Source organism: Paraburkholderia sp. GAS199 (assembly GCF_050436585.1).
Lineage (GTDB): Bacteria > Pseudomonadota > Gammaproteobacteria > Burkholderiales > Burkholderiaceae > Paraburkholderia.
On the sequence record NZ_JBNDMM010000003.1, the window covers coordinates 321,949 to 338,390 of the forward strand.

13 protein-coding genes and 1 pseudogene are annotated in these 16,442 nt (G+C 65.2%); 13 read left to right on the forward strand and 1 reads right to left on the reverse strand.

The window, feature by feature from the left end:
* Window position 1 precedes the first annotated feature (1 nt).
* The 7 genes and pseudogenes from ltnD to P3T18_RS13140 all read left to right on the forward strand — a co-directional run.
* Window positions 2-964 (forward strand): annotated as a pseudogene (ltnD, locus tag P3T18_RS13110) (L-threonate dehydrogenase); the annotation flags it as partial.
* Between the two features lie 14 nt (window positions 965-978).
* Window positions 979-2,292 (forward strand): 3-oxo-tetronate kinase, encoded by a 1,314-nt coding sequence (gene otnK, locus P3T18_RS13115; protein ID WP_429300352.1) that lies wholly within the window; start codon window positions 979-981, stop codon window positions 2,290-2,292.
* On the forward strand, window positions 2,289-2,951 hold the full coding sequence (locus P3T18_RS13120; protein WP_429300353.1) for an aldolase: 663 nt from the start codon (window positions 2,289-2,291) through the stop codon (window positions 2,949-2,951). The genes otnK and P3T18_RS13120 overlap by 4 nt, the downstream gene beginning before the upstream one ends.
* Window positions 2,952-3,056: 105 nt before the next feature.
* Window positions 3,057-3,842, forward strand: coding sequence for a 2-oxo-tetronate isomerase (otnI, locus tag P3T18_RS13125; protein ID WP_429300354.1), 786 nt, complete (start codon window positions 3,057-3,059; stop codon window positions 3,840-3,842).
* Between the two features lie 35 nt (window positions 3,843-3,877).
* Window positions 3,878-4,858 (forward strand): D-erythronate dehydrogenase, encoded by a 981-nt coding sequence (gene denD / locus P3T18_RS13130; RefSeq protein ID WP_429300355.1) that lies wholly within the window; start codon window positions 3,878-3,880, stop codon window positions 4,856-4,858.
* 355 nt (window positions 4,859-5,213) lie between these two features.
* The gene (pcaF, locus tag P3T18_RS13135; RefSeq protein WP_429300356.1) at window positions 5,214-6,416 is read left to right on the forward strand and encodes a 3-oxoadipyl-CoA thiolase; all 1,203 of its coding nucleotides are present in this window, start codon (window positions 5,214-5,216) and stop codon (window positions 6,414-6,416) included.
* A 424-nt stretch (window positions 6,417-6,840) separates the two neighbouring features.
* Window positions 6,841-7,425 carry a hypothetical protein gene (locus tag P3T18_RS13140; RefSeq protein WP_429300357.1) on the forward strand — a complete coding sequence of 195 codons (585 nt, stop codon included), beginning with the start codon at window positions 6,841-6,843 and terminating at the stop codon, window positions 7,423-7,425.
* A gap of 77 nt (window positions 7,426-7,502) precedes the next feature.
* Here the strand turns inward: P3T18_RS13140 and P3T18_RS13145 are convergent, their stop codons facing one another.
* The gene (locus P3T18_RS13145; RefSeq protein ID WP_429300358.1) at window positions 7,503-9,476 is read right to left on the reverse strand and encodes a sigma-54-dependent Fis family transcriptional regulator; all 1,974 of its coding nucleotides are present in this window, start codon (window positions 9,474-9,476) and stop codon (window positions 7,503-7,505) included.
* Window positions 9,477-9,921: 445 nt separating this feature from the next.
* On the opposite strand from P3T18_RS13145, the gene P3T18_RS13150 reads away from it, so the two are divergent.
* The 6 genes from P3T18_RS13150 to P3T18_RS13175 all read left to right on the forward strand — a co-directional run bounded on the left by P3T18_RS13150 (window position 9,922) and on the right by P3T18_RS13175 (window position 16,440).
* The gene (locus P3T18_RS13150) at window positions 9,922-10,986 is read left to right on the forward strand and encodes an ATP-NAD kinase family protein (RefSeq protein WP_429300359.1); all 1,065 of its coding nucleotides are present in this window, start codon (window positions 9,922-9,924) and stop codon (window positions 10,984-10,986) included.
* 48 nt (window positions 10,987-11,034) lie between these two features.
* Complete coding sequence (locus P3T18_RS13155) at window positions 11,035-12,018, forward strand: thiamine pyrophosphate-dependent dehydrogenase E1 component subunit alpha (protein WP_429300360.1); 984 nt, start codon at window positions 11,035-11,037, stop codon at window positions 12,016-12,018.
* Between the two features lie 84 nt (window positions 12,019-12,102).
* Complete coding sequence (locus P3T18_RS13160; protein ID WP_429300361.1) at window positions 12,103-13,107, forward strand: alpha-ketoacid dehydrogenase subunit beta; 1,005 nt, start codon at window positions 12,103-12,105, stop codon at window positions 13,105-13,107.
* Window positions 13,108-13,110: 3 nt separating this feature from the next.
* On the forward strand, window positions 13,111-14,223 hold the full coding sequence (locus P3T18_RS13165) for an acetoin dehydrogenase dihydrolipoyllysine-residue acetyltransferase subunit (RefSeq protein WP_429300362.1): 1,113 nt from the start codon (window positions 13,111-13,113) through the stop codon (window positions 14,221-14,223).
* Window position 14,224: 1 nt separating this feature from the next.
* Window positions 14,225-15,226 (forward strand): lipoyl synthase, encoded by a 1,002-nt coding sequence (gene lipA / locus P3T18_RS13170; protein ID WP_429300363.1) that lies wholly within the window; start codon window positions 14,225-14,227, stop codon window positions 15,224-15,226.
* A 206-nt stretch (window positions 15,227-15,432) separates the two neighbouring features.
* The gene (locus tag P3T18_RS13175) at window positions 15,433-16,440 is read left to right on the forward strand and encodes a hypothetical protein (RefSeq protein WP_429300364.1); all 1,008 of its coding nucleotides are present in this window, start codon (window positions 15,433-15,435) and stop codon (window positions 16,438-16,440) included.
* Window positions 16,441-16,442: the final 2 nt, after the last annotated feature.

The window sequence follows — 16,442 nt, forward strand, 5'->3', positions numbered from 1 at the left end:
CCGGCCGGCCCGAAAAAGGAAACGCGCCGGCTTCGGACGACACAAGCGCATCACGCATTCAGCGAGGTCAGGTATGTCCAGAAATGTCGGTGTCATCGGACTCGGTGCAATGGGACTGGGTGTAGCCAGTTCCCTGCTGCGAGCCGGTTTTCGCGTACATGCGTGCGATCTGCGCAGCGAGGTGTTGCGGGCTTTCGTCGACAAGGGCGGCGTGGGCTGCGCGACGCCCGCCGAACTCGGCGCGCAGTGCGAAGTGGTTGTCACGCTGGTGGTGAATGCCGCGCAAACCGAGGCCGTGCTGTTCGGCGAGCAGGGCGCGGTGGCGGCCATGAAGCCGGGCAGCGTGGTGATTGCCAGCGCCACGGTCGCGCCTGCCTTCGCGGACCAGCTCGGCAAGCGCATCGAAGCAGCCGGACTGCAGATGCTCGACGCGCCGGTTTCGGGCGGCGCGGCGCGCGCGGCGTCCGGCGAGATGACGATGATGACCTCGGGTCCGGCGTCGGCGTACGCCGCCTGCGAAGACGTGCTCGCCGCGATGGCGGGCAAGGTGTATCGGCTGGGTATGGCGCACGGCGTCGGCTCGAAAGTGAAGATCGTCAATCAGTTGCTGGCCGGCGTGCATATCGCCGCTGCCGCCGAGGCGATGGCGCTGGGTTTGCGCGAGGGCGTCGATCCCGAGGCGCTGTACGAGGTCATCACGCACAGCGCGGGCAATTCGTGGATGTTCGAGAACCGCGTGCCGCACATTCTAAACGGCGATTACACGCCGCTCTCGGCGGTGGATATTTTCGTGAAGGATCTCGGTCTCGTGCTCGACACCGCGCGGCAGTCGAAATTTCCTCTGCCTTTGTCGGCGGCGGCGCATCAGATGTTCATGATGGCGTCGACGGCGGGGCATGGCGGAGAAGACGATTCCGCCGTGATCAAGATTTTCCCCGGCATCGACGTGCCGGCGGGCAAATAAACGAGGACACGTCCATGACGACTCCATCACGGCAAGGTGCGCTGCTCGGCTGCATCGCCGACGATTTCACCGGCGCCACCGATCTCGCCAATATGCTCGTGCGCGGCGGCATGCGTACGGTGCAGACCATCGGCGTACCGGCATCCGGAGAACCGGTTCACGCCGATGCCCTCGTGGTGGCGCTGAAGTCGCGCACGATCCCCGCGGCCGACGCGGTTGCGCAGTCGCTTGCGGCGCTCCACTGGTTGCGCGCGCAAGGGTGCCGTCAGTTCTTCTTCAAGTATTGCTCGACCTTCGATTCCACCGACGCAGGCAACATCGGTCCCGTCACGGATGCGCTGCTCGACGCCTTGTCCGCGGACGGCGGCGCGCGTGCTTTCACGATCGCCTGTCCGGCGTTTCCCGAGAACGGCCGCACGATTTTTCGCGGACATCTGTTTGTCGGCGATACGCTGCTCAACGAATCGGGCATGGAGAATCATCCGCTCACGCCGATGCGCGACGCGAACCTGGTGCGCGTATTGCAGCGGCAGACGTCGTCGAAAGTCGGGCTCGTGCGTTACGACGCGGTCGCGCAAGGTGTCGCGCGCGTGCGTGAATCGTTCGACGCGCTGCGCAACGAAGGCGTACGCATGGCGATCGCCGATGCGGTGTCCGATGCCGATCTCCACGTGCTCGGCGAGGCCTGCGCCGATCTCGCGCTGATCACCGGCGGCTCCGGGGTGGCGCTGGGCTTGCCCGGCAATTTCCGCCGCGCGGGTCAACTCGACGAGCACGCCGACGCCGCCAGCTTGCCGCGAGTCGAAGGTTTATCCGCCGTGCTGGCGGGCAGCGCCTCGACTGCGACGCGTGCCCAGGTGGCCGCGTGGCGCGATACGCGGCCGGCGTTCCGCATCGACCCGCTCGCCGCCGCGCGCGGCGAACCGGTGGTCGAGCAGGCGCTGGCCTTCGCGCAGCCGCATCTCGACGCGGGCGAGCCGATGCTGATCTACGCGACCGCCACGCCGGACGAAGTCAAGGCCGTGCAAAGCGAACTCGGTGTGAGTGAAGCGGGCCATCTGGTCGAAAGCACGTTGGCGTCGATTGCGCGCGGCCTGTTCGAGCGTGGCGTGCGCAAGTTCGTGGTCGCGGGCGGCGAGACGTCCGGCGCGGTGGTTCAGGCGCTCGACGTGCGGACGCTGCGTATCGGCGCGCAGATCGATCCCGGCGTACCCGCCACCGCGACGACCGGCGACGAACCGCTCGCGCTGGCGTTGAAGTCGGGCAATTTCGGCAGCGAAGATTTCTTCGAGAAGGCGCTGCGTCATCTCGACGGAGCCGCGACATGAACGGCACGCCCGCACTGCACACGACCGGCGAAGCCCGCGTGCGCGAAGAAATCTGCGTGACGGGTGCGAGTCTTTACGAGCGCGGCTATACCGTCGGCACGGCGGGCAACATCAGCGCGCGCCTCGATGACGGCTGGCTCATCACGCCCACCGACGCCTGTCTCGGCCGGCTCGATCCCGCCGCGATCGCGAAGGTCGGCTTCGACGGCCAGGCCGTGTCGGGCGGCAAGCCCTCGAAAACGCTCGCACTGCATCGCGGCATCTACGCGCGCAATAGCGCGGCGCGTGGCGTCGTGCATACGCATTCCACGCATCTCGTCGCGTTGACGCTGGCGGGCGTATGGCGCGAGCACGATGTGCTGCCGCCCATTACGCCTTACTACGTGATGAAAGTGGGACATGTCCCCCTGATTCGTTATCGCCGCCCCGGCGACCCGCAGGTGGCCGAACAGATCGCCGCGCTTGCCGACACGGTGCGCGCGGTACTGCTCGAACGGCTCGGCCCGGTAGTGTGGGAGCGGTCCGTCGCGCATGCTTCGTACGCGCTGGAAGAACTGGAGGAAACGGCGCGCCTGTGGCTGATGACCACGCCACCTCCCGCGCCGCTCGACGAGGCCGCGCTCGAAGAACTGCGCGTCTCGTTCGGCGCGCGCTGGTAGCACGTCGTAGCAGGAAAAATAGTTCGTTTGACTAAGCAAAATTAAACGGCGCGGTTGGCCTTCCATGCCGCGCGCAGACATCACCGTATTCAAGGAGCTTTTGCCATGCCTCGCTTCGCCGCCAATCTGACGATGATGTACAACGAGCATGCTTTTCTCGATCGCTTCGCCGCCGCGGCGCGAGACGGCTTCAAGGCCGTCGAATATCTCTTCCCGTACGACTATCGCGCCGGCGAAATCAAGGCTCGGCTCGACGCCGCGCAACTCACGCAGGCGCTGTTCAATGCGCCGCCCGGCGACTGGGCGGCCGGCGAGCGCGGCATTGCTTCGTTGCCCGGTCGTGAAGACGAATTCCGCCGCAGCGTGGACACGGCGCTCGACTACGCGCGCGTGATCGGCAATCGCAAGATTCATGTGATGGCGGGTTTGATCGGCGCGGATCAATCGCGTGAGCGGCATCGCGAGGTGTATCTGCGAAACCTCGCTCACGCGGCGAAGACCGCGCAGGCGGACGGCATGACCATCGTGATCGAGCCGATCAACCAGCGCGACATGCCGGGCTTTTTTCTGAGCCGTCAGGACGATGCGCAGGCTATTTGCGCGGAAGTCGGCGCGCCGAATCTGAAGGTGCAGTTCGATTGCTATCACTGCCAGATCGTCGAGGGCGATCTCGCGATGAAGCTCAAACGCGACATGGCGGGCATCGGCCACATTCAGGTGGCGGGCGTGCCGGAGCGTCACGAGCCCGATATCGGCGAACTGAATTATCCGTACCTGTTCGATCTGATCGACTCGCTCGGTTACGACGGTTACATCGGTTGCGAGTACCGGCCGCGTGCGGCCACGTCGGCGGGTCTGGGCTGGCTCAAACCGTATCTCGACAAGGCATGAACGAAGCATGACCAACTCACGGGACGAAATCCATCATGAAAGTACTGATTACCGGCGGTGCGGGTTTTCTCGGTCAGCGTCTCGCCCGCGAACTGCTGACGCGTGGCGTGCTGAAAGACGCGCACGGCACACTGCAAGCGATCACCGAACTCGTCTTGCTCGATGTCGTGCGCGGCGACGATTTCGGCGACAGCCGTGTTCGCACGCAAGTCGGCGATATCGCGGAGCGCAGCGTGCTCGAGCACGCAATCGACACGAACACCGCAGCGATTTTCCATCTGGCGGCGATCGTGAGCGGGCAGGCCGAGGCCGATTTCGATCTTGGCATGCGCATCAATCTGGACGCGTCGCGCCTGCTGCTGGAAATCTGCCGGCAACGCGGACACCGTCCGCGCGTGCTATTCACGAGTTCGGTCGCGGTGTATGGCGGCGATCTGCCGGAGGTCGTGCAGAACGATACGGCGTTGAATCCGCAGTCGTCGTATGGCGCGCAGAAGGCGATCGCCGAATTGCTGCTGAACGATTACGCGCGGCGCGGTTTCGTCGATGGCCGCGTATTGCGGTTGCCGACCATCAGCGTGCGGCCGGGCAAACCGAACGCGGCGGCTTCGTCGTTCGCGAGCGGCATCATTCGCGAACCGCTGAACGGCGAGACGGCAGTGTGTCCGGTGGCGGGCAGTACGCGCGTGTGGCTGCTGTCGCCGCGCAAGGCGATCGACAACCTGATCGCCGGTCTCGAACTCGACGCAGCCGCGCTCGGCAACCAGCGCGTGCTGAATCTGCCGGGCATTTCGGTGAGTGTCGACGAAATGGTGGCCGCCTTGCGCGAAGTGGCGGGCGACGCGGTGGCGCAACGGATCGTGTGGCAGCCAGAAGAGCGCGTGGAGAAGATCGTCGGCAGTTGGCCGGGTCGCTGGGACACCACGCGCGCCGAGAAGCTCGGTCTCGTTGGCGAGCGCAGTTTCGCCGACGTGATCCGCGCCTATATCGAAGACGAACACATCCAGATCCGCTGAAACCCCGCCCAAGCCTCGTGACGGCGCGCCGATGCGCGGCCGCCGTCACGAGCGTATCGTTGTTCCAATGTTTCGCCCGTGCGGCGAGCGACTTCCCCGGCTGCGTGGTTTCCCTGGTGCGAACCGGGCTTTGCTTGACACGCTTTCCGCGACACGCCTATTATCGGGGCTTGTTGTTCGATATGTGACCTATTGTTCGTATATAGAACATTTTGGCTTGATTGTCGCTTATCGAACCCGGCTTTCGGATTTACCGCTGAATTCCTGCGCCAGGCCTCACCGCCGCCACAGTTGCCAGGCATCTGTTGTCAGGCCGTCGGCGTGGCGCACGCAGCACATCAACTGGAGACATCACATGACCGAAGCATTCCTGTGCGACGCCATTCGCACCCCGATTGGCCGCTACGCCGGCGCGCTCTCGTCGGTTCGCGCCGACGACCTCGGCGCGGTGCCGCTGAAGGCGCTGATGGAGCGCAACAAGGACGTCGACTGGAGCGCGATCGACGACGTGATCTACGGTTGCGCGAATCAGGCGGGCGAAGACAACCGCAACGTGGCGCGCATGTCGCTGCTGCTGGCCGGTCTGCCGCTCGACGTGCCGGGCTCGACCGTCAACCGTTTGTGCGGCTCGGGCATGGACGCCGTCGGCATCGCCGCGCGCGCCATCAAGTCCGGTGAAGCTGCGCTGATGGTGGCGGGTGGCGTCGAAAGCATGAGCCGCGCGCCGTTCGTCACGGGCAAAGCCACCAGCGCGTTTTCGCGTCAGGCTGAAATTTACGACACCACCATCGGCTGGCGTTTCGTCAATCCGCTGATGAAGAAGCTGTACGGCGTCGATTCGATGCCGGAGACCGGCGAAAACGTCGCCACGGATTACAACATCAGCCGCGCCGATCAGGACGCATTCGCGCTGCGCAGCCAGCAGAAGGCCGCGCGCGCGCAACGCGACGGCACGCTCGCGCAGGAAATCGTCGGCGTGACGATCGCGCAGAAAAAGGGCGATCCGGTCACCGTCTCGCAGGACGAACATCCGCGCGAAACCAGCCTCGAAACGCTCGCCAAACTCAAGGGCGTCGTGCGTTCGGACGGCACGGTGACGGCAGGTAACGCGTCGGGTGTGAACGACGGCGCGGCCGCTCTGCTGCTCGCAAACGAAGAAACGGCCAAACGCTTCGGCCTCACGCCGCGCGCTCGCGTGCTCGGCATCGCCACGGCGGGCGTCGCGCCGCGCGTGATGGGCATCGGCCCGGCGCCCGCCACGCAAAAACTGCTGGCGCGTCTGGGCATGAACATCGGCCAGTTCGACGTGATCGAACTGAACGAAGCGTTCGCGTCGCAAGGTCTGGCGGTGTTGCGTGCGCTTGGCGTGGCGGACGACGACGCGCGCGTGAATCCGAACGGCGGCGCGATTGCGTTGGGTCACCCGCTCGGCATGAGCGGCGCGCGCCTCGTGACGACCGCGATGTATCAACTGCAACGCACGCAGGGCCGTTACGCGCTGTGCACGATGTGTATCGGCGTGGGTCAGGGCATTGCGATCGCGATCGAGCGCGTTTGACCGTTTGATGGCGTAGAGCCGAACAGCCCCTTCGCGCAGGCGAAGGGGCTGTTTCATTTCATGGCTCGCCAATCAACGTCTGGTGAATAATCGTTTAATTATCGACAGCGCCGGACGGATTTTTCGATTCGAATAGACAGCATTTTTATGGATTAATGCCGCTCGCATAGATCTTCGATCCAGCCATTTTCCGCCAGTAGCGGTTTCAGACAGCGTTGCTTTCCCGTCAGCCTTGCTGGGACTCGATCTTGCCGATTCTCGTGTTGATGCCGATTCGGCAGGAAAACGAAGTGTCGAGATTATCTCCGGATCGGATTAGGCATGTACAATCGTCTGCGTTATGCGCCTTTAGATAATCGTCATCCTGAGTGTCCCGTTTTTGGCGTGCCGTCACCGGATCGAATTTTTCACGAGGAGAGCGTGTATGAAACTAGCGGCAATCGGAGCAGCGTTGTTCGTGGCGGCAGCGGCCGCATCGCAGCCGGTCTGGGCGCAGGACGCCATGGCCAGCACCGCGCGTGCGGTCGTCGGCGTGGTCACGCCCGTTCATGTGAAGGCGCAGATCGTCGGTATCGATCCGGCCAGCCGCACGCTCACGCTCAAGGGGCCGAACGGTAACGCGCTGGTCGTGCTGGTGAGCCAGCAGGTCGAGGGTTTCGACAAACTGCATGTCGGCGACCGCGTCGACGTTCTCTACAAAAACGCCTTGCTCGTCAAAGCCGAAAAGGTGAGCGGCGCAGACAAAGGCATCCGCAAACGTGTCGACACGCAGGTTTACGCGCCGGCGTCGGGCGGCTTCGAGTCGGCCCGTCAAGTGGAAGTGCTGGCCACCGTGCAGAAGATCGACCGCAAGAAGCGCCTCGTCACGCTGCGCGGCGCGTATCAGACGCAAACGCTGGAGGTGGGTCCGGATGTCGATCTGCAAGACGTGAAGGTCGGCGACACCATTCATGCCGTATTCGTCTCGGCTGCCGCGGTGCAGGTCACGCCGCAAGACGCCGCCCAGTAAGCGCCTTCTCAACACACAAACGCCCCTCCATGCAGGGGCGTTTGTATTTTCGCGGCACGCTCACCACGCGAGCAGAGTCAGCTTCGGTGCGGCCCGACAATCCCCAGTTTCGCAATGCGCCGGTACAAGGTGGCGCGCGATATTCCCAGAGCCTGCGCCGCCGCGTTCGGATGCCATTGATGGCGCGTGAGTGCATCGACAATCCGGCTGCGTTCGTCACGTGGATCGTCGTCGGCGGCAAGCGGCGCGAACTCGTGGCCCGCGCCGCGTTGCCTCAGGTCGGGTTCGAGTTGCGCCGCGATATCCGGCGCGATATGCCGTAATTCCACGCGCGCCGAATCGCAGACCGCACACGCGTAGCGCAAGACGTTGCGCAGTTGCCGGATATTGCCGGGCCACGCGAAGGCGGCGAGGCGGTCCGTCAGACGCGGGTCGAGTGTGAGCACGTGACCGGTCATGTGCGCCTCTTCGTCGAACACGGCTTCGATGACGTCGCGAATATCCGCGCGCTGGCGCAATGGCGGCATCGGCAGACTCGCGCCGCTCAGGCGGTAATAGAGGTCTTCGCGGAACGAGCCTTCGGCCACCATCTGCGCGAGATCGCGGTGCGTCGCGCAGATTACGTCGAGATCGACGCGAACCGGAGCGTCGCCGCCGAGCGGCATCACTTCGCCTTCCGCTAGCACGCGCAACAGGCGAGTTTGCAGATTGAGCGGCATGTCGCCGATTTCGTCGAGAAAAAGCGTACCTGTGTGGGCCTGCGCGATTTTTCCGCGCGCGCCACGGCTGCGTGCTCCGGTGAACGCGCCCGGCGCGTAGCCGAACAGTTCGCTCTCGATCAGCGACTCGGGAATCGCGCCGCAATTCACCGCGATAAAAGGCCGCGTGCGACGCGTCCCGGCGTCGTGCACGGCATGTGCGAATACTTCCTTGCCGACGCCCGTCTCGCCGAGTATCAGAATCGGCAGCCGCTTGCCGGCGACGCGCAACGCGATCGCGGCATTGTTGGCGATACGTGGGTCTTTGCTATGCAGAAAACGGCCGAGCGCGCCGACCTGCAAACTGCCTTGCGGATCGCTTCGCGGCGTGGCGCCGTTCACGTCGTGGGCGAAGCCGTTGCCGCGCGAGACGCGCCTGAGCGGCGCGCGAATTCGCGCGTAAAGCGTCGAGCCGGTGGCGCGCAGTCTCAGCGCCACGATGGCATCGGTTCGCGCAATGTCGTGCAACTGGACGTTCGCGGTGTCGAACACTTCGTCGATATGACGCGGACCGCTCAGGGCGGGAATGCACTCCCGCGCCTTGCGATTGGCGGCGACCAGATTGCCGGCTTCGTCGAATGCAATGAGGACTTCCGGTTGCGCCTCGACGAAGTTGCGGCTCGAGTGACCGAACAGTATCCAGTGCTGGGTGGTCTGGTTGAGGAAATAGCCGTCTTCGATGAGACCGGCGCTCTGGCGCACCAGCTGAAAAACCAGCCGCTGACTTTCACGGTTATCCGGCGATTGCACGGCCGAGGCATCGAGCACGCCGATCATTTCGCCGGTGGGCGCGAAGATCGGCGCGGCGCTGCAGGTGAGCGTGGTGAAGGCCGCGCGGAAATGATCGGTCTTGTGCACGGTGATCGGCGCCAGATCGGTCAGCACGTTCGCGACGCCGCAGGTGCCTTCCTCGCGCTCCGACCAGCACGAGCCGATATAAAGGCCCGCATGCTTGAAGTCGCCGCGGCGCTCGCGGTCGATCCGATAGTCGATGGTGACGCCGTGCGCGTCGGTCAACATCACGCAGTAATCGGCCACGCGAATCATGTCGTGCAGTCGCGAGAGGCATTGGCCCGATGCGCGCAGAAAGGCTTCTTCCTTGCCCTGAACTTCGCGCAGTTCGGCGGACGTCAGCACGCGCGGGCCGATCACCGCGCCGGGGTCCAGACGGTACTGCTCGAACGAACGTTGCCACGACGACACCAGGCGCGGCGAATCGGCGGGCGCCGGCAGCCGTCCTTCAATGGCGCCGCGCACGCGGTCGATATGCTGGGTTTGCGAGACGTAAGGCATGGCCGGCTCCAGTCGCGCGACACACGGTGGGTACAGGCGTTCTTGTAGCACATCCGCCTTCATCAATCACACTGCATTGCAGCACGAGAGACGCGTGAGACGTTCGTCTCACGACGCCTTGAGACGATCTTGCGCGATGGCTGCGAAGGCCGCCGCAACGGGACTTCGCGGTCGATCGCCGCGTCCGCATGGCGGCGCCAACGTGTCGCGAACAGACCTCGTGAGACGCCGCAACGCGAAGGCAGCGCGCCTTTGTCCCGTCGAACGGAACGTTGCTTTCTTGCCGGAAACCCCTTGAAACAAGGCATTTTTCGCTTCACGGCATGCGGTCTTCGTTCGCATGGCACACCCTTTGCAGAGTGCTTCGCATGACAAAGCGCCGTGGCGAAATCCATCGCGCACTCAATACATCGCTTGCGTTCGACGCGGGCAGGAGACAAGCAAAGTGCCATCGCCCATTACGGTCGGCGTGATTGCCAATCCCGCGTCCGGTCGCGATATTCGCCGACTCACCACGTACGCGTCGGTTTTCCCGACCGCGGAAAAGGCCAACATGGTGGTGCGTTTACTCGCGGGTCTCGGCGTGCTCGGCGTCGATCGCGTGCTGACCTTGCGCGACCGCACCGGCGTCGCGGCGCTGGTTCTGCGCGCGCTCGACACGCACGCCGCAGTGGCGGTGCAACAGCGCTGGCCCGACGTGGACTTCATCGAACAGCCGATCACGGATAGCGTCGCCGACACGCACGAAGGTGTCGCCGCGATGCTGCGCGCAGGTGTCGAGTTGATCGCGGTGCTCGGCGGCGACGGCACGCATCGCGCGGTGGCGGCGCATTGCGGCAGGGTGCCGCTGCTGACGTTATCGACGGGCACCAACAACGCCTTCCCCGATCTGCGCGAAGCGACCGTGGCCGGACTCGCCGGCGCGCTCGTCGCGTCCGGCGCCGTGCCGCCCGACGCGGCGCTCACGCGCAACAAGCGGCTGGTGGTCCGCTGCGTCGAAGGACCGAATGCCGGGCGCGAAGAGATCGCGCTCGTGGACGTGTGCGTGAGCCGTCAACGCTTCATCGGCGCGCGCGCCGTCTCGGAACCGACGGATATCGAAACGCTTTATCTCACGTTCGCCTCGCCGGACGGCATCGGTCTGTCGTCGATTGGCGGCGCGTGGGCGCCGGTCGAGCGGACCGCGTCGCACGGCCTGCATCTGCGCTTCGCGCGGCCCGGCGAGTCGGGCGTACCGATCGTCGCGCCGATTGCACCGGGACGGGTCGACCGCGTGTCGATGCGAACCTGCGAGCGCTTCGAAGTCGGCGCGTGGATGCCGCTCGAAACGGGGCAGGGCACGCTCGCTTTCGACGGCGAGCGCGAGATCGAACTGGAACGCGGCGACCGTTACGAGATCGCGCTCGACTGGGACGGCCCGCTGACCGTCGATGTCGAACGCACGCTGCGATACGCCGCGTCGCGGCAACTCGTGCGCGACGTGGCCAGCGTGGTCGCACAGTCAGCGTGATTTGTTGTGGTTGGTTCAGGCAGGGCATTCATTCCAAGGAGACACACCATGTCGGCTTCAAATGATCTGAGCAAGGACGAATTGCTGAAGGCGTATCGCATGATGCGCACGATCCGCGAGTTCGAGGAGCGTCTGCATGTCGAATTCGCGACCGGCGAAATTCCCGGTTTCGTGCATCTGTATGCGGGCGAAGAGGCGTCCGCGGTGGGCACGATGCTGCATCTGAACGACGCCGATTACGTCGCGACCACGCACCGCGGCCACGGCCATTGCATCGCCAAAGGCGTGGACGTGCGCGGCATGATGGCCGAAATCTACGGCCGCAAGACGGGCGTTTGCCACGGCAAGGGCGGCTCGATGCATATCGCCGATCTGTCGAAGGGCATGCTCGGCGCGAACGGCATCGTGGGTGCCGGCGGCCCGTTGATTTGCGGCGCGGCGCTCGCGGCGAAGTACAAGAAGTCGGGCGGCGTAGGCGTGTGTTTTTTCGGTGACGGCGCGTCGAATCAGGGCGTGATTTTCGAGTCGATGAATCTCGCTTCCGTGTGGCGTCTGCCGGCGATTTTCGTCGCGGAAAACAACGGTTATGCCGAGGCGACTTCTTCGACGTGGTCGGTCGCGACGGACAACATCGCGGACCGCGCGGCCGGCTTCGGCATGCCGGGTGTGATCGTGGACGGCTTCGATTTCTTCGCGGTGCACGAGGCGCTCGGCGAAGCGATCGAACGGGCGCGCCAGGGCGGCGGCCCGACGCTCGTCGAAGTGAAATTCTCCCGCTATTTCGGCCACTTCGAAGGCGACGCGCAAACCTATCGCGCGCCGGGCGAAGTGCAGAAACTGCGCGACGAGAAGGACTGCCTGAAGCGTTTCGAGGAGCGCGTGGTGCGCGCGGAAATGCTCGGCGCGGATCAACTGCGCAGCGTGGACGCCGAAGTCAAAACCCTGATCGACAACGCGGTGAGCGAAGCCAAGGCCGCGCCGCTGCCGACCGCGGAAGATCTGCTGAGCGACGTGTACGTGTCGTATCCGTGACGCGTCGGCAGCAAATCTGATCGATGTGGATCGGTGCGAGCCAGAAGGCTGCGCCGGACGAATGTAACGATGTTGGAGACAGACATGGCACGGAAGATCACGTTTTCTCAGGCAATCAACGAAGCGCTGAGTCAGGAGATGGCCCGCGACGAAACGGTCATCGTGATGGGTGAAGACAATGCGGGCGGCGCCGGTTCGCCCGGCGAGCAGGACGCGTGGGGAGGCGTGCTCGGCGTGACCAAAGGACTCTTTCACAAATATCCGGGCCGCGTGCTCGACACGCCGCTGTCGGAAGGCGGTTATATCGGCGCGGCGGTGGGCGCGGCGGCGTGCGGCATGCGTCCCGTGGCGGAACTCATGTTCATCGACTTCATGGGCGTGTGCTTCGACCAGATCTTCAATCAGGCCGCCAAATTCCGCTACATGTTCGGCGGCAAGGCCGTGACGCCCGTGGTGATTCGCGCGATGCAAGGCGCGGGCTTGCGCGCGGCAGCGCAGCACTCGCAAATGCTGACCTCGCTATTCACGCACATTCCCGGACTCAAGGTGGTGTGCCCGTCCACGCCGTACGACGCGAAAGGCCTGCTGATTCAGGCCATTCGCGACAACGATCCGGTGATTTTCTGCGAGCACAAATTGCTGTACGGCCGCGAAGGCGACGTGCCCGAAGAGTCGTATGCGATTCCGTTCGGCGAAGCGAACGTGGTGCGCGACGGCGACGACGCCACCATCGTCACGTATGGCCGGATGGTGCATTACGCGACCGAAGCCGCCGAAAAGCTCGCGAAAGACGGCATCCAGGTCGAGGTGATCGATCTGCGCACCACGTCGCCGCTGGATGAAGACACGATTCTCGAAAGTGCCGAACGGACCGGTCGCGTCGTCGTGGTGGACGAAGCGAATCCGCGCTGCTCGATTGCCACGGACATCTCCGCACTGATCGCGCAACGCGCCTTCCACTCGCTCAAAGCGCCAATCGAAATGGTGACCGCGCCGCATACACCGGCGCCGTTTGCCGGCGTGCTGGAAGACATGTACATCCCGTCGGCGGCGCAGATTGCCGAAGCCGTTCTCAAAGTGCGAGGTTAAGCGATGCCGATCCAGATGATTACGATGCCCAAGTGGGGTTTGTCGATGGAGCAGGGCCAGGTGAACGGCTGGCTCAAGGCGATAGGCGACAAGGTCAGCAAAGGCGACGAAGTGCTCGACGTGGAGACGGACAAGATTTCGTCCGGCGTGGAGTGCGCGTTCGAGGGCACCTTGCGCCGGCAGATCGCGCAGGAGGGCGACACGCTGCCGGTCGGCGCGCTGCTCGCCGTCGTGGCCGATCCCGACACGCCGGACGCGGAGATCGACGCTGCGGTCGAAGCCTTCCAGCGCGACTTCGTTCCGGCCGCGGCCGAAGCGGGCGAAAGCGGCCCGCAGCCGGAAAAGACGCAGATCGGCGGCCGCACGATGCGTTATCTGAAACTCGGCGAAGGCGGCACGCCGGCCATCCTGATCCACGGCTTTGGCGGCGATCTGAACAACTGGCTGTTCAATCACGCGGAGCTGGCCGCGCATCGTACGGTGTGGGCGCTCGATCTGCCGGGCCACGGCGAGTCGGGCAAGTCGGTCGAATCCGGCAGCGCCGACGAACTCGCCGCGAGCGTGATCGCCTTCATGGACGACCGCGGCATCGACAAGGCGCATCTGATCGGTCATTCGATGGGCGCGCTGATCGCGATGACGGTGGCGGCCACGGCGCCCGCGCGCGTCGCGTCGCTCGCGCTCATTGCGGGCGCGGGTCTCGGCAAGGAGATCAATCAGGCGTACATCGACGGCTTCGCGCAGGGCAGCAATCGCAACGCGCTCAAGCCGCACCTCGCGAAACTGTTCGCGGACCCTTCGCTCGTGACACGGCAACTCGTGGAGGACATCGTCAAATACAAGCGGCTCGAAGGCGTGCAGGAGGCGCTGGGCAAGATCGCGGCGGCGGCTTTCGTGGGCGGCGAACAGCGCGCCGGCTACCGTGAGCGGCTCGCGCAACTGGCGCCGCGCACGCTCGTGATCTGGGGCGCGCAGGACCAGATCATTCCGGCTTCGCACGCGCAGGGCTTGCAGGGCGACATCCGCGTTCACGTGCTCGACGGCAAAGGGCATATGGTGCAGATGGAGGCGGCCTCGGAGGTGAACCGTCTGCTCGACGATTTTCTGGGTCGTTGAGATGGACGCCGCACTGCAGGGCGAAAGCGTCACCGCGCTCGGTCAGCACGGCAAGCGCAACAGCGACAAGCTCGCGCGCATTCCGGTGAAGATCGTGCCGCGCGAGGGCGGCGACAGTTTGCCGAAGCCGCCCTGGTTGCACGCGCGGCCCATGATGAGTGAAACCGTGGCGGGCGTGGCGGCGGTGCTGCGCGAGCATCGTCTGCATTCGGTGTGCGAAGAGGCGATGTGTCCGAACATCGGCGAGTGCTTCGCGCAGCGCACGGCGACGTTCATGATCATGGGCGGCATCTGCACGCGGCGCTGTGCGTTCTGCGACGTCGCGCACGGCCGCCCCGAACCGCTCGACGCCGCTGAACCGGAGCGGCTCGCCGACGCGGTGGCGGCGCTGGCCTTGCGCTACGTGGTGGTCACCTCAGTGGATCGCGACGACCTGCGCGACGGCGGCGCCGCGCACTTTGCACGCTGTATTGCGCTGTTGCGCGAGCGTGTGCCGGGCATCCGCGTCGAAGTGCTGACGCCGGATTTTCGCGGACGCGTCGAGCGCGCGATGGCGGCGTTGTCGCAGGCGTGGCCCGACGTCTTCAATCACAACATCGAAACGGTGCCCTCGGTGTATCGGGCTGCGCGAGCGGGCGCGGATTATCGCGGCTCGCTGGCGTTGCTGGCGCGCGTGAAGGAGGCGAATCGGGCGGTGCTGACGAAGTCGGGTTTGATGGTTGGGCTCGGCGAGTCGGACGACGAACTGCTCGACACCATGCGCGATCTGCGCGCGCACGGGGTCGATATTCTGACGATCGGGCAGTATCTCGCGCCCTCGCGCTTTCATATGCCGGTGCGGCGCTACGTGGCGCCCGAGCAGTTCGCCGCCTGGCGGGAGGCAGGTCTGGCGATGGGTTTCGGCGAAGTCACGGCGGGTCCGCTGGTTCGTTCGTCATACCAGGCCGATCGCGTGGCCGACGCCGCGGCGGCGCGCATGACATCGCCGAGCGTGCCGGCCTGAAAGCGGCGAATTCGCCCGCGGCAATTTATGTCGGGATATGTCGCGGGCGCCTGCCCGAACGCCGCAAGGCGTTGCCGGGCGGGCCTTCTCCGTAGTGAAACAGCGTGACATATCTTCCCGGATGATTATTCGGGAGCGTCCTTCTATAGTCCGTTCGTCGCCACGCCGCAGCACGAAAAGTGGCCCGAAACCTGGAAGGACATATCGTGAAAAAGCATTCGTTCGTCGCTCCCGTCATCCGCACTTCACTGGCTTCTGCCGCCGCTCACGAGGCACGCGGCACGACCGTTCGCACGGCATGCGGCGTACTGCGCAAACTGCTGCTCGGCGTGAGCGTCGCCGTGTTGTCGTTCGGCAGCGCGTCGGCGTTCGCGTGGTCGCAGCATGGCACGGCGTACACGTCGCGCGGCACGTATAACGGCGGACGCTACGGATCGTGCGGCGGCGGCAGCTGTTCGCATGCGGGCGGCGTGGTGGGCCCGTACGGCGGCTTCGCCAGCAACACCGGCACCGTGACGCGCACCGCGCCGGGACAGTTCTCGAACTCGGGCACGGCGACGGGCCGCTACGGCAATTCGGTCCAGCATGCCGGCGACACGAGTTGCGCGGGCGGCACCTGCTCGCACAACGGCACGCTCACCGGACCGGACGGCAAGACGGCGACCACGTCGGGCGACGTCAGCAGGACTGCACCGGGGCAGTATTCGTCGTCAGGCACGGTGACGGGCTGGAACGGCAATACCGCAAGCCACTCGGCCTCGACCAGTTGCGCCGGGGCATCGTGCTCTCGCTCCGGCACGGTGACGGGCGCGAACGGCAACAGCGTGGATCATGCCGGCACGGCGACGCGCGTGGCGCCCGGCGTCGTCACGACATCGACGACCGCCACCGGCAGCTACGGCCATACGGTCACGACCAGCGGAACGGTGGTAACGACCGGTGTAGTGGCGACCGGCGGCACGGCCGTGGTGGTCACGCCGAAGCCGGTCGTGGTCGCACCGCCGCCCGTCTATGTGCCGCCGCCGGTCGTGGTGGCACCGCCGCCGCCGCCGCCGAAGGCCGTCGTCGTGGTGACGCCGCCCGTGGTGTATGCACCGCCGCTGCCGCCGGTGTATGTCGCGCCGCGCGTCGCTTATGTGGCGCCGCCGCGTCCGGCAGTGTGGGTGCCGGGACACTGGGTCGGCTATGTGTGGGTGCCGGCGCACTGGGCATGATT